Genomic DNA, 13797 nt, shown 5'->3' on the forward strand with positions numbered 1-13797 from the left:
TATGGCGCGAACTCGAAGTGAGAAGAACCCCGTTGCTATAAATCCGCTCGCTCGAAACACCATTCACCACAGCCGGTGCCGAACAGGCCAATTCCAGGCATTACATTAAAACGTCGTTTCGTGCGAAACCCAAGGTTCTCCACGGTCATCTCCAACTCGCTGGACGAGGTGGATTGATAGGGATAGCCGCCAAGCCAGTCGTCGACGTCCGCCAGGAATTCCATGCCTCGGCGCGCGCGGTAGTTCTTTACAAACGAGAACGGGTCACGGTGGCGCAGCGTCCTTGCCGCCATGTAGGCCGAGACAAACAGCGCCTTGACCGGGGGCCTCAGCCATCTATGCGAGGCATAGAGTCTCTTTTCGACCGCCCACAATCCGCACAGCGGTGTCTTCAGGTAGATCGCAATGCCCAATCGCCCACCGCGGCCGACAAAGCCGGCGGCGTTGCCGATCGCTGTCCACATGTCTCCGGTATGGTGCAGGACGCCCCATGAATAGACGACGTCGAACGTCCCGGCTGGAAGCGAGGTCCTGTCAAGGACATCGGCCCGCTTGACACTCCAATCGGCTTCCGGCGCGAACCGGGACAGGACGGCCTTGGTCGTTTCGACGCAGTCCGCGTCATAGTCGAGGGCCGTGACTTTCGCCGCGCCCAGTCGGAACGCTGCCGCTGAATGCAGCCCCGATCCGCAGCCAATGTCGAGAAATGTCTTGCCCTCAAGATCACCCAGCAGGCGGCGAAGATCCTCGCAAGCCCGGTTGAGGTGTTCGTTCTCGAAACGCGCGGCAAGCTCGGACCAGTTGCGGCCGAAATCATAGCGTGCGTTCATGAGCCTCCCCCTGTCGTCCTTTTTGCGAGGCGTCGACTCTGCGGATCATACCCGATAGAACTGCCGATACCATTCGACAAAGCGCGGAACCCCGATCTCGATGGGAATCTCCGGCCTGAAACCGGTCGCCTCCTCAAGCGAGCTGACATCGGCGAAAGTTGCAGGCACCTCGCCCGGCTGCAGCGGCATGAGGTTGCGTTTTGCCTTGCGGCCAAGCGCGTCCTCCAGCACCTCGATCAACCGGATCAGTTGAACCGGCGAATTGCCGCCGATGTTGTAGATCCTGAACGGCGCGTTGCTGGTCGCCGGATCCGGCGCGGCGCTTTTCCACTCCGGATTGGCTGTCGCGGGCAGGCGCATAACGCGGGCAATGCCTTCGACAATGTCGTCGATATAAGTGAAGTCCCGCTGCATGTTGCTATGGTTGAAGACGTCGATCGGTTCGCCGGCGAGGATGTCCTTGGCGAAAATGAACAAGGCCATGTCGGGCCGTCCCCACGGACCATAGACGGTGAAGAAGCGCAATCCTGTCGTCGGCAGGGCAAACAGATGGCTGTAGGTATGGGCCATCAGCTCGTTTGCCTTCTTACTGGCCGCATAGAGGCTTACTGGCCGCATAGAGGCTGAGCGGATGGTCAGCCGAATCATGCACGGAAAACGGCATGCGCGTGCTGCCGCCATAGATCGAACTCGATGACGCGTAGACGAGATGCTCGACCGAGGCGTGCCGGCATCCCTCCAGGATGTTGAGAAAGCCACTGAGGTTACTTTCCACATACGCATGCGGATTGGTGAGAGAATAGCGCACACCCGCTTGCGCCGAGAGATTAACGACGATCTCCGGAGCGGTTGACGCAAACAGCGTCGAGATGCGGTTGCCGTCGGTGAGATCGACATGCTCGAAATGAAAATCCGGGAACCCTTTCAGCCGCTCAAGTCTCGCCTGCTTCAAAGGTGACGTCATAGTACTCATTCATGGAATCGAGGCCAATAACCCGCCGGCCTTCGGCAAGCAGCCTCTGGCTAAAGTGAAATCCGATGAAACCGGCCGCGCCGGTGATCAGAACAGGCCTGCTTGATGTCACGGCATATCCTAGCGTCAATTCAGGCGGAGCCTTACAGGCTCCAATATTTTATGTTGCCAGGAATTTCATTCGGTTTGATGGCAGACTTGATGTCGAACAACGTTCCACCAGGCCTGATCATCTGAAAAAGATCCGCTCTTTCGCTAGCGAGATAATGCTTGTGAGGTACCGCCAGAACAAGCGCCTGCAAATCACTTATTTCGGCGAGCGGCAGGATAGTTTCGCCATGATCGCGTCGGGCGGCTTCGGCATCGGCTAGAGGATCGTGGACTTTGGGGACAATTCCGAACTGCCTCAGTTCCTTGACCATGTCGAAAACGCGGCTGTTGCGCAGATCCGGCACGTCCTCCTTAAACGTCAGTCCGAGAACGCCGACAGACGCTCCTTTGACCGGTATGTCTGAGCGGATCAGCTGCTTGACGACCTGCTGGGCAACAAAGGCCCCCATGCCATCATTGATGCGACGGCCAGCGAGGATGATCTGCGGGTGGTAGCCCTCGGCTTCGGCCTTGGCGGTCAGATAATACGGATCGACGCTGATGCAGTGGCCGCCGACGAAGCCTGGCTTGAAGGGGAGAAAGTTCCATTTGGTCGCTGCTGCATCAAGAACGTCCTGCGTGCGGATATCAAGGCGCTCGAAGATCATGGCCAGTTCATTCATCAGCGCGATGTTCAGATCACGCTGGGTGTTCTCGATCACCTTCGCAGCTTCAGCGACCTTTATCGACGGGGCGCGGTAGACGCCTGCATCAATGATGCTGCCATAGACGCTTGCCACGCGCTCCAGCGTTTCGGGGTTCTCGCCGGATACGACTTTGACGATCCGTCGCAGCGAGTGCTCCCGATCGCCGGGATTGGCCCGTTCAGGCGAATAGCCGAGCGCGAAGTCGTGAGGATGACGCAGGCCGGAAACACGCTCGATGATCGGCCCGCAGAAATCCTCGGTCACGCCTGGATAGACCGTCGATTCGAACACGATGACCGCGCCTTTGCTCACCACTTCACCGACAAGCTCCGATGCCAGTTTCAGAGCAGCAAGATCGGGAGCGCGGTTGACATCGATAGGTGTCGGCACGGCAATGATGAAGAACGTCGCGCCTTTCAACGTCTCCCGGTCGGTCGTAAGCACGATCGACGATTCCTTCAGCGCAAACGGGTCGACCTCGCCAGTGCGGTCGACGCCGCCACGCAGTTCCTGGATCCGCCGTTCGCTGATGTCGAAAGCTATCGTGTCGGGGAAAACCTCGCCAAACGCGACGGCTACGGGCAGCCCGACATATCCCAAGCCGATAACAGCAACGCGCTCGGACATCCGCGGATTCCTCAGATCGATTACGAGTCCACGTGCTTGTATGGCAGGCCATGGGCCAATTCAACGATAGGGGCCCGCGGAGAGAGAAGTGTCCACTCAAAAATGCCCAAGACCAATTTCGTGTTCCATCCGCCGATGACGATCGATGTTGTGGATAACATCCGGCAGGATTGGGTTTCGAGCTTCAAAAACTTACAACAGGCGACTGGCTTGAAGCAATCGGCCCGAGAAATCGACCGCATGAATCGTATCGTCGTCGTCGTGAGCGAACCCAAGTCCCTGGCAACCACTCGGGGGCATTTTCTTGTTGCGCTGCGCGATGCCGGATACGAAGTTCATGCCTTGGCGCCGGTCGACGCGATGACCGTTCGGTGGTTGACCGAAAATGGCATCCGTTTTCATCCGCTGCCGATGGAGCGTGCCGCGATTGCTCCATTCGGCGACACGCTGTTGGCCTTTCGTCTTTACAACAAACTGCGACAAATCAAACCTCGGATCGTGCTGAGCTGTGCGATCAAGCCGATCGTCTATGGCATACCCGCGGCCCTGATTGCGGGGATACCCCGCCGGCACGCGCTAATTACCGGGCTCGGCTATGCGTTCACCGACCGGCACAAATCGCTCCGATGGAGGATGATCAATGCCGTGGCTCGGCTTCTTTATGGCGCGAGCCTGCGGGTTGCGACCTCGGTCACCTTCCAGAACGACGACGACCGGGATGACTTTCGTCGCCAGGGCCTGCTCGGGCGCACACCAGCCAATGTCGTCAACGGTTCGGGAGTCGATCTAGACCGATTCAAAGTCGCGCCATTACCCGAGCAGCCACGATTTCTTATGATTGCACGCCTGCTTCGTGACAAAGGCCTCGCGGAGTATCTTGGTGCGGCAAAGCAGGTTAAGGCAGTCAGACCTGACGCTCGCTTCGACTTGGTCGGAGATAGAGATCCGAATCCTTCGGGCTTTCCAGTGTCGGAGGTTGAGGCAGCGGTCGCCGACGGAACCATCCGATATCACGGGCCGGTCGAAGACGTCCGTCGAGTGATCGCCGATTCGCGCATATTCGTGCTTCCATCCTATCGCGAGGGGACGTCGCGCTCGGTCTTGGAGGCCATGGCGATGGGGCGCCCGGTGATCACAACGGATGCGCCGGGTTGCCGCGCGCCGATCGTACCCGGGTTTAACGGCCTGCTGGTGCCGGTTGGCGGCACTACCCCCTTGGCTGAAGCCATGATCCGCCTGATTGACAACCCAGATGAAACCGAATCCATGGCCAAGAACAGCCGGTCGATTGCCGAACAGCGCTACGATGTTCAGAAAGTTACTGCTCACATGATGGAAATCATCGAAATCGGGCACCGAGCCGCAGAATGACATTTGCAGGGAATCCATCGTCGAACCGGTACGAGTTCGGAGCCAATTGGGCGTCGTTCGTCGACAAGCACTACTCGGCTGAACGCCGGCAGCTAGCTGCCGACAAGCTTTTGTCCTTCTTGGGCAAACAGAGCCTCGAAGGGATGGATTTTCTCGATATCGGAAGCGGCAGCGGGTTGCACTCGCTTGCCGCCTTCGACGCGAAAGCGGATCGGATACATTCCTTCGATTTTGATTCGCTTTCGGTAGATACAACCGGCAAGCTGCGCAAGTTGGCCGGGAATCCGCCAAACTGGGTCGTCGAAAGAGGCGACGTACTCGACGCCGACTATCTGGAGACCCTCGGCACCTGGAGCCTTGTCTATTCGTGGGGGGTGCTCCACCACACCGGCGCCATGTGGGAAGCGATCGAGAATGCGGCGGGCAAGGTAGCGCCCGGCGGCCTATTCTTCATCTCTCTCTATTCGTCGAATGTCGTGAAGCCTTCCGCGCAATTCTGGCTCGACGTGAAGCGGCAATACAATGCCGCCAACCCTCGGCAAAGGTGGAGGATGGAATACTGGTACATCTGGCGCTTCGGCCTTGGCCGCAATCCACTTCGACTGCCGCATCTTTTAAAGCAAATCTACGAGAAGAAAAAAGGGCGGGGCATGAGCTACATGACCGACGTCCGCGATTGGCTGGGCGGCTGGCCGATGGAGTTTGCCGACGACAACGCCGTGATCGATTTCCTGAAGGAACGGTTCGATTTCGAGCTCGTCAGGATATCCACCGGTGAAGCTTGCACGGAATTTCTCTTCCGCAATCCGAAGGGCCGATAGGCCGCGCCCTAAACTGCCCTAAGCAATCTGCCCTCCGGCCCTCGTCCAGATCGCCGGCCGGCCGTTCTCGATCGTGATGATCTCGTCGCAATATTCGACCGTCGTCAGGCGATGGGCAATGATCAGCACCGTCAAGTCGGCCGGCAACTCCCGGATCGCCTCCATGACGGCCGCCTCGGTCTCCATATCGAGCGCGCTCGTGGCTTCGTCGAAGACGAGCACGGTTGCCTGTTTGTAGAGCGCCCGGGCAATGCCGATTCGCTGACGCTGGCCGCCCGACAGCCGGACGCCGCGCTCACCGACCCGCGTCTCGTAGCCCTGCGGCAAGCTCTCGATGAAGTCCGCGAGGGCGGCCTGCCGCGCTGCGCCGCGCACGCGATCGCGATCGATCCTCGCCGGCTCAATGCCAAAAGCGATGTTCTCGGCTATCGAGGCGTCGGCAAGGAAGATACTCTGCGGCACATGCGCAATCTGCCTCTGCCAGGCACGCCGCGTGGTGCCGTCCAGGCGATGTCCGTCGATCTCGATCGCTCCGCCGGTCGGTTCGAGCAGGCCCATCACCAGATCGACCGTCGTGCTTTTCCCGCTTCCGGTCTTGCCGACAAAGCCGACCTTGGCTCCCTTGTGGATGGTGAGATTGAACCGTTCAAGTATCGGCTGCTGATCGGGGGCGTAGCGGTATGACACATCTTTCAGCACAATCGTCCGATCGAATGGCACCCGAGTGCGGGAGTACTGACCCCAGTCCAGAGGAAGCGGTGTCTCCAGCGTAGTGAGCACAAGTTCCACGCCGGCAAGATTGCTGAGCATAAGCGCCCAGTTTCCGTAAACCAGTTGCATGGATGGCAGCAGGCGTTGCGCGCCAAGTACGAAGGTCCCAAGCATCGGCATCACCAGACCGGCATTGTTGGTCCGGGTAATCAGGAAATAGGCGAGCGCCGCGATGATGACCATGCCAGCGGCTTCAATGGCGAAGCGAGGCGTTCCGGCCGCTAGCGCGTTCGTGGCATTGGCGCGCTGGAAGTGCCTATCGAGTTCGCCGAAGCGTGATAGAAAATAAGGCTGGGTGTCGTTGATGATCACGTCGCGAATACCACCCAGACCCTCTTGCACTGAACGGATGCCTTCTGACTGCACGCGCGCGATGATCCGGGCATTCCTCTTGAGATGCCTGCGGATGACGAGCGACATCACGAGATAGATCGCCCCTAGACCAGTGAAGATCACGAAAGTCATGAAGGAACTGAGAGCAAATAAAGCAGCGACGATGAAAACGCCGATGATCACGCCGCCAATCGACTGCAGCAGGGGAAGAAGTATGCCCGCGGTGATCGTCTGGACCTGATGTAGCGCGGCCAGCACGGAGCTGGAGTTGCGTGATACGTGATAGCTGTAAGGCTGATAGAGTACGCGCTCGTAGACCCTTATGCCCAGTTCGTGCCCGAGCGAGAAGACATAGGAATTGGTGGCCCAGGTGAGAAGAATGCGCACGGCTCCGGCAAAGACGGCCACCGCCGAAAAGAGGACCGTCAAAGTGAGAAGGCTTTTGTTGAGACCGGCAAGACCTAAACCTGTCAGTTGACGTGCGACGAAGGACTGATCGCCGATCGCATCGGGATTAGCAATCAGGGCGAGAAATGGCAGCAGGGCACCCAGCGTCGCGGCCTCGGCGATCGCGCCGAAGAGCATCAGCACCAGAAGGCCGAAAAACTGGTGCTGCCGGCGCGTCGACAGCTGTCGCCACAAGCGTCGAAGTGCGTCGACCGTGCTGTCCGGGGTCCGATTTCCGTTCAATGCCAAATCGATGTCCACATTAAAGGAACGCCCAATGCGCACGTTCAGTGCCCGGCGACAAGGCGCTACTGGTGCCTACCGACAATTTCTCACATAAGATCGGCTTGGCGGCGATTCACAATTCTGGCCATTACGGCTATTAAGTACAGTCCGCCAACACGGCTTTGAGATATGCTGTATTCATGAACGATGACGAAGCGGTTCCAGGGTTGAGGCCACATGCGAATTCCTCCCCCGGGCGGCGGCTGCAATCGCTGGGATTCTTTCTGGCCGGAGTTGGAGCGGTTTTCCTGCTTTTTGTCGCCGCCTATCCGCTCGGTTTGGTCAGTGCCTATCCGGCGCCTCCCGCTGCGGCAATCAAAGGTCCGCTCGGGTTCGAGCGGAAGATTGAACACCTCGCCGCTCTCTCCCGCAGGGCGGATGAGCCGATGCAAGCCTATCTCGGGCGCCTGACAAGGACCGTGGCGGGCGGAATGGTGCACCATTGGACGGAAGGCGATATCTGGACGGCATCCGATGCCCGCTATACACGGATCAGCATCTTCGACAACTACCTGCTCTGGATGCAGAGTTTTCTTCCCCAATATGGAGAAAACCTTCAGAACTATGAATTCGTGACGCCGCAGAAGGCGATCGATCGCGGCTATGGCTTCTGCTCCCAAGTCTCGAAAATTGTCTATTCCATTCTTGCCGATCAAGCGATCGAAGCAACGATATACAGCGTGCCCCACCACACTGTCGTCGAATCGAATGGCAACATTCTCGATTCGGATTACGGCGTCTTCGTCCCCTATTCTCTCGCGTCGATCGAGCAGAATCCGTCAATAATCGATTCCTATTATGCGGGTTTCGAGCCGATGCTTCCTGTGCTGCGCGACGCGTATGGCCAATCCTGGCAACCGCTCGGAACCGCTGAAGGCTTTCGTGAGGTGCGTGCATATGAGGCGAAGTTCGAAAATTTGAAGTGGTTTCCGCCGCTGATGTTGTTGGCCATGGGGGTGCTGTTCGCTGCTGGTGGCGCGCTCCTCAATCGCCGCGAAAGAGTCACCCGGTTCACAAAACGAGCGATCGCGACGGCCCGTCGATATGTTCTTTTTTCGATATTGTTCGCTCGTGATAACCAGTCCAATTCCGGTCGCTAAGGACGTGCCATGCGCTTGCGTGCGGCATAGGTCTGTGGCAAGCGAAGGCCAAGCGATATGCTCGGCGGCGGGCTGATGGCGCTGCGAGAAGAAGTTCCCATGGATGACGCCCAGGAAGAGGGGTACGTTGTTGTACCCTCTGTAGCGATCGCCCGAAAGCGTCGCCGCGGCGTTCTTTTTGTCATCGGGACACTCGATCTCGGTGGGACGGAGAGCCAACTCGTGTTGCTCGCCAAGGGACTGAAGCAGCGCGGCTGGAGGGTTGAGGTCTTTGCGCTTTCCGGGGGGGGCGTGCTGGCTGAGGCCCTGAGTCGGGCCGGCATCCCGGTATTCAGTGGCCTTAATCGGCAGAACCCGACGCCCGCGTCGCTATCATCAGTCGAGATGGACGTCAAAAAGCGCGTCGCTCCGAACAAGCGGCCAACCTTGAAGTCGATAACGGTTCTCGCGGCGGCTGCCGTGTGGCTCGCTGGGCGCGTTGCCCTGACACGGCCAAGCGTCGTTCATGCCTTTCTGCCCCTAACCAACTTCATCGGCGCGGTGACCGGTAGGATCGCGTCTGCGCCGCTCATCATCACCTCGCGACGCGGCCTGGGCTACCATCAGGATCGTTGGCCCCGGCTAAAACGGATGGATCGGATCGCCAACCGGCTTTCTCATGTCGTGATCGCCAATTCCCATGCGGTCGCGGCCGACATGGCGGCCCGCGACGACTACGACATCGACCGCATCCGCGTGATCCCGAACGGGCTGGATCTGGGTCGCTTCGATGATATCGGCAATCGCCGGGAGGAAACTCGGCGCCGATTCGGCCTCGATCCGGAAGAGCTCGGCATCGTCATAGTCGCCAATCTGATCCCCTATAAGGGGCATCGCGATCTGATCGAGGGCTTCGCTCTTGCATGCCAGAAGCGGTCGAATCTGAAACTGTTCGTGGTCGGGCAGGACCGGGGCATCGGACCGGCTCTGGCGGAGCAGGCCCAGCGGCTCGGCGTTGGATCGAAGGTGCATGTCTTGGGCGCGCAGAACGATATCCCCGGTCTGCTTGCCGGCATGGATGTCGGGGTGATCGCTTCTCACGAAGAGGGCTTTTGCAACGCCTTGATGGAGAAGCTGGCTGCCGGTCTTCCGGTCGTCGCCACAAATGTCGGTGGCAATCCGGAGGCGATCTCCGGCCTGCCCGGATGTGAGTTGGTGGAGCCCGGGGCTCCTGTCGATCTGGCGCGTGGATTGCTTGCCGTTGTCGGCCGGTTGCCGGAGCCGGCAGCTGACCGCGAATTCCGACAGCGGAGGATGCGGCTGCGCTACTCGATCGGGACAATGGTCGACGCTTATGAACGCCTCTACCTCGCGGGCAGATGAATGAGCGGGAACGCTGACGCCCTTGCTAATCCCTCGAAGGCGACGGCTCCGCCGCGGTCGTTCTTCGTGAAGCCTGCCGCAGGGCTCTGCGCGTTCGTGGTCGTCGTCTACCAATCCTGGTTCATGCCGTTCTTTCTGCCATTCTTCATGGGCAGGGACGACCTCGCAAGGTCTGTCATTTACGCGATCTACGGCGGCGTCCTCATCGCTGCAATCGCCATTCTTGCTACGCGCCGGGACGTGCGCGCCAGGATCCTGCCGCTTGCGATCGCCGCCGCGATTGCGGTTGCCGCGACGGCGCTGCATTCCATCGGGATCGTTGCCAAGAGCTATCTGGTCACGCTCTTTCTCGGCGGCACCGCGATCGTTCTCATGCTTGCCTCGGCACCTCTGGTGGCGTTACGGCTGTCGGCGTCGGTCACAGCTCTTAACGCCGTGATTTGCCTCATTGACCTGTTTTTTGCCGACGGCTTTACCAGTACCCCCGGCCGGGCCGCGGGTCTGGCGATCAACCCGAACGTCGCCGCAGCGGGGCTGCTGCTCGGCGCCGCGGCGAGCTACCGCGCCGTATCGAAAACATGGCGCGCGAGTTACCTCATCCTTGTCGGTACAGCATTGTTGGTCACTCTCTCGCGCTCGACCATTCTTGCAGCCGTCGCCACGGTCGCGGTGCCGATTGCCGTCCGCATCTGGCCGCGATACCGCGACGGCCGGCGCTTCCAGCTTGACCCGAAGGGCAGGGCGCGTGCCTGTGCCGTCGGTCTTGTGCTACTCGGGACGATCGGCGCCGCTCTAACCGTGAACGCTTATTTCCGCGCCGCCATCGATGGGTCGGTTACCGGAATAGTGTCCCTGGCCGATGCACTTGATGCGGCGGCGAGGGCCGTCGACGCATCGGTTGATCAGGCGCCTGCTATTGCTACGCCGTCATCAGTCCCAGCGCCCCCCCCATCGTCGGGAGCACCAACTTCCGCGCTCTCGTCGCCCACGCCCAAAACCAGCCCCAGCTTTACAGCCGCGCCCTCTCCATTGTCCTCCGCACCGGCCGCTGCGGTCCCGCCGACATCGCCCAAAGCCAGCCCGACCGGCAATGTCGCCAAGATCGAGGCACTCGGTGAGCGCCTGACAGGCGAAGGCGGCAGAAATTCGATCTCGGCCCGGGCTCTCTTTCTCGAGCGTGGCCTGCTCGCCTATCGAGAGGGCGGGTTCTTTGGCCGCGGGCTTGAGGTGGCCCAGCCGCTTGCCCCCCACAACACCTTCGTCCTGTTCGCCATCGCCTTTGGCCATTTCGGCTGGCTGATCCCGCTCGGGGTCGTCGCCTTCACCTTCTGGTTCGTGCGGGATGCGGGCGATCTTCCTTTGGGTGTCGCATTGGTCGGCGTCATGCTGACATCGCATGACCTTCTGCTCACGCCGAGCCTTTTCCTGCCTGTAGCTCTCGGCGTCGGCGGCATGATTGCCGGGCGGATGGCGCCAGTGGACAACGATGAAACACGCCGGAGCTTTGCCTTCGGAACGGTGGGTGGCGTTGCGTTCTTCGTCGCCGGCTGCATCGCGATCCTGTTGCTAACGCCGCCATTCGCTGTGAAACGCCTGCAGGCCGACACCATCTACGCTGCCAGGGGTGGATACGAGACCCTTCTTGCGCCGCCGCAATTTCCCGGCCTGTTCCGGTTCAGCGACCTTGGCCCCGGGTTGTCTTCTTCAGCAGCTTCCTATATGCGCGAGGACACGGCATCGCTCCAACGGGTCGAATGGTCTCCACAGGCAAGGCCGGCGGTCCGGCCCAGCGAATACACGTTCCGCCGGCGCGACACGTTGCTGTTCGCTGCCTCGGATGGCAGCGACCCCCGCCAGAATGGACGCGACTACGAAGTCGGTATCCCGCTCTCGATCAATCCGCTCTGTAATCTTCTCCTATGTATGACGGTAGCGTGGTCTCTCGCGATGCTGGCTTCGCTGCGCCGGTCCCGTCGACTTGATCACCGGTAGGGGTCCGCTGTCGCCCAGTGCCTATTCGTCTATCGCGATGCCACCGACAGATCGCTCCGAAGTCGGTAGATGATCATCGGCACGATCAGCCTTGCCCCGAATATCGAGAAATGATGGTCATCCACGTAGAGGCTATGTCCGGCTTCGTCGGTCGCCTGGCACGCTGTTGACGAGCAGATCGTTGCGATGGGATCAACCAGTTCGAAGCCGGGATGCGCAGGTGCGAAAATTGCAAACGCCGCCTCGAAGGCGACATGCTCGGCGCGCGATGGAACAGGGCAAGGCAGGGAGAAATAGGCCGGTCTTGTATTGCATATCAGATTGGTGTTGGGAGCATGCCCGACCAGAATGACCGGGCCGTGAAACCCGGCATAGAGCTTCGCGATATCTCCGAGCATGGTCGGAAACAACCTTGCAACGTCTGGCATGTCGACAGGCGTGACGTCGGCCTTGCTCTCAAGCATGTTGCGATATCCGGGCCAGCGCTGCGCCTGGACGATGGCCACGATGCCGCCGGCCGTTAGCCAACGCGCGGCCTGGTCGTTCGCTTTCCGGCAGTGCTGTGTGACGGCGCCGGTTGTCCGGGTCTGGAGATCCGCACCGAAATAGCAGTTGCCAGCCTGCGCCAGCAGGAAATGGAACTCCTTACCCCCAAGCTCCTCGAGAGCACGCGTGTAATGGTCGACATGGGAGTCGCCAACCACCAGGATCTTGTTTGGGCTGCTAAGATTTCCGAACTCACAGAAATCCTCGCACCCCAGCGAGCCGCTGATTGCCTTCAACGCTGTGCTATCAGCCAGTTCGGTTCCCGCAACCGATAACTGAAGTCGCCAGGACATTCCGCCCGACATCGCGTAGCTGACCACCGAGAATGTGACCACACCTATCAAGGCAAGTCTTGAAAGTCCGGCTAGGCCACGGCGGCTGCGATAAGGCTGTTCGATGAAATGAAACATCAAGATGGCCAGGGCGAAGGACAGCAGCCCGACGACAATGGCTTCTGCCGGCAGCAGTGGCCGAAGGAGCCCATATTCGCAGAACACGATCAGCGGCCAATGGACGAGGTAGAGCGAGTAACTGATGCGTCCGACATAAGAGACAGGACCGTTGCGCAAGATAAGGCCTGTCCATCGCGAACGGTCAGCATGCAGCACCATCGCGGCGCCGATTGCAGGCGGAAGGACGTTCCAGGCGGGATTGCCCGAACCACTTCCGAGAACGAAGATGGCGCTCAAGATGAGTGTCAGCCCGAGCAGGGCGAGCAACTCGTGGACAATGATGGACCGCGGTCCCGGAAGCCATACCAGCGCAGCGCCGCAAGCGAACTCGAACACGCGAAAAGGCGTGTTGTAGAAGACGGTGGCACGTCCGTCGGCGATCCACTCGGCGGCCCCCGTTCGAGAAAGCAGCCAAACTGATCCGTCCTGGAATTCAAAAATGAGACAGTAGCTAAAAATGGCAATGGCCATGATCGGCCAAACCATTCGCCGTGGGAATAGGGCCAGCAAAACTGAAAGCAGCAATGGCCAAACGAGGTAGAACTGCCACTCCACGCCCAGCGACCACGTATGAAGGAGCGGCTTCATCCGCGCGGCGAGATCAAAATAACCGGACTCGCGCCAGAAAAAAATGTTGGATACGCCTAAAACCGCTGCTGCCAGAGATTTCCCGAAGGTCTCAAGATGCTGAGGCGTAAACAACAGAAACGCAGCGACGCATGAAAGCGACAGCGTCGTGAAGAAAGCCGGCAAGAGGCGGCGCGCCCGACGCGAATAGAACTGCGCCAGACTGAAACGCCCTGCGTCGATATCGGTCGCCACAATGCGGGTGATCAAAAAACCACTAATTACGAAAAACACATCGACGCCGACAAAGCCGCCGGAGAAACCTGAAATTCTCAAATGAAAAAATACTGCCGCCAGAACGGCGACAGCTCTAAGCCCGTCTATGTCTGTGCGATGACGGCCAATTGCGGCAGAAGCCGTAGATGACAGGGAGCCGGCCTGCCCTCCATCGGGCAGCGCGTTGCTGCTTTCGCGGCAGGCCGCTCCAGTCGCCGTCGAAGGTAGAGCTTCGCCGCTTCGCATC

9 protein-coding genes and 1 pseudogene are annotated in these 13797 nt (G+C 59.7%); 5 read left to right on the top strand and 5 right to left on the bottom strand.

Going from position 1 to position 13797, the window contains the following annotated elements; translation table 11 throughout:
- Positions 1-35 precede the first annotated feature (35 nt).
- From X743_RS0135710 to X743_RS159575, 3 genes and pseudogenes are all read right to left on the bottom strand, one after another.
- The gene (locus tag X743_RS0135710) at positions 36-830 is read right to left on the bottom strand and encodes a class I SAM-dependent methyltransferase (protein WP_023764965.1); all 795 of its coding nucleotides are present in this window, start codon (positions 828-830) and stop codon (positions 36-38) included.
- A 45-nt stretch (positions 831-875) separates the two neighbouring features.
- Positions 876-1915 (bottom strand): annotated as a pseudogene (locus X743_RS01000000168805) (NAD-dependent epimerase).
- Positions 1916-1946: 31 nt separating this feature from the next.
- The gene (locus X743_RS159575) at positions 1947-3227 is read right to left on the bottom strand and encodes a nucleotide sugar dehydrogenase (RefSeq protein ID WP_023764966.1); all 1281 of its coding nucleotides are present in this window, start codon (positions 3225-3227) and stop codon (positions 1947-1949) included.
- Positions 3228-3329: 102 nt separating this feature from the next.
- On the opposite strand from X743_RS159575, the gene X743_RS159570 reads away from it, so the two are divergent.
- Together X743_RS159570 and X743_RS159565 are read left to right on the top strand one after the other, a co-directional pair.
- Complete coding sequence (locus tag X743_RS159570; RefSeq protein ID WP_084555465.1) at positions 3330-4598, top strand: glycosyltransferase family 4 protein; 1269 nt, start codon at positions 3330-3332, stop codon at positions 4596-4598.
- A complete protein-coding gene (locus tag X743_RS159565; RefSeq protein ID WP_023764968.1) occupies positions 4595-5419 on the top strand; it encodes a class I SAM-dependent methyltransferase in 825 nt (274 codons plus the stop codon). Before X743_RS159570 ends, X743_RS159565 begins: the two co-directional genes overlap by 4 nt.
- Positions 5420-5437: 18 nt before the next feature.
- Here X743_RS159565 and X743_RS159560 read toward each other — a convergent pair whose 3' ends face one another.
- A complete protein-coding gene (locus tag X743_RS159560) occupies positions 5438-7231 on the bottom strand; it encodes an ABC transporter ATP-binding protein (RefSeq protein ID WP_245264189.1) in 1794 nt (597 codons plus the stop codon).
- A gap of 164 nt (positions 7232-7395) precedes the next feature.
- On the opposite strand from X743_RS159560, the gene X743_RS159555 reads away from it, so the two are divergent.
- The 3 genes from X743_RS159555 (at position 7396) to X743_RS159545 (ending at position 11709) form a co-directional block, all read left to right on the top strand.
- A complete protein-coding gene (locus X743_RS159555) occupies positions 7396-8355 on the top strand; it encodes a hypothetical protein (RefSeq protein ID WP_023764970.1) in 960 nt (319 codons plus the stop codon).
- A 99-nt stretch (positions 8356-8454) separates the two neighbouring features.
- Positions 8455-9717, top strand: a complete 1263-nt coding sequence (locus X743_RS159550) for a glycosyltransferase (RefSeq protein WP_198028425.1) — start codon at positions 8455-8457, stop codon at positions 9715-9717.
- Positions 9718-9813: 96 nt separating this feature from the next.
- Positions 9814-11709 carry a hypothetical protein gene (locus tag X743_RS159545; RefSeq protein ID WP_198028426.1) on the top strand — a complete coding sequence of 632 codons (1896 nt, stop codon included), beginning with the start codon at positions 9814-9816 and terminating at the stop codon, positions 11707-11709.
- A 29-nt stretch (positions 11710-11738) separates the two neighbouring features.
- Here X743_RS159545 and X743_RS159540 read toward each other — a convergent pair whose 3' ends face one another.
- A complete protein-coding gene (locus X743_RS159540; RefSeq protein ID WP_084555467.1) occupies positions 11739-13796 on the bottom strand; it encodes an acyltransferase family protein in 2058 nt (685 codons plus the stop codon).
- Position 13797: the final 1 nt, after the last annotated feature.

Origin of the sequence: Mesorhizobium sp. LNHC232B00, from assembly GCF_000502435.1 — a bacterium.
GTDB classification, from domain to species: Bacteria; Pseudomonadota; Alphaproteobacteria; order Rhizobiales; family Rhizobiaceae; genus Mesorhizobium; species Mesorhizobium opportunistum.

Bases quoted from the DNA above. Each gene is read 5' to 3' on its own strand.
- X743_RS159570 (WP_084555465.1), top strand. From the start codon at position 3,330: ATGCCCAAGACCAATTTCGTGTTCCATCCGCCGATGACGATCGATGTT.
- X743_RS159555 (WP_023764970.1), top strand. From the start codon at position 7,396: ATGAACGATGACGAAGCGGTTCCAGGGTTGAGGCCACATGCGAATTCC.
- X743_RS159575 (WP_023764966.1), bottom strand. From the start codon at position 3,227: ATGTCCGAGCGCGTTGCTGTTATCGGCTTGGGATATGTCGGGCTGCCC.
- X743_RS0135710 (WP_023764965.1), bottom strand. From the start codon at position 830: ATGAACGCACGCTATGATTTCGGCCGCAACTGGTCCGAGCTTGCCGCG.
- X743_RS159540 (WP_084555467.1), bottom strand. From the start codon at position 13,796: ATGCGAAGCGGCGAAGCTCTACCTTCGACGGCGACTGGAGCGGCCTGC.
- X743_RS159565 (WP_023764968.1), top strand. From the start codon at position 4,595: ATGACATTTGCAGGGAATCCATCGTCGAACCGGTACGAGTTCGGAGCC.
- X743_RS159550 (WP_198028425.1), top strand. From the start codon at position 8,455: ATGGATGACGCCCAGGAAGAGGGGTACGTTGTTGTACCCTCTGTAGCG.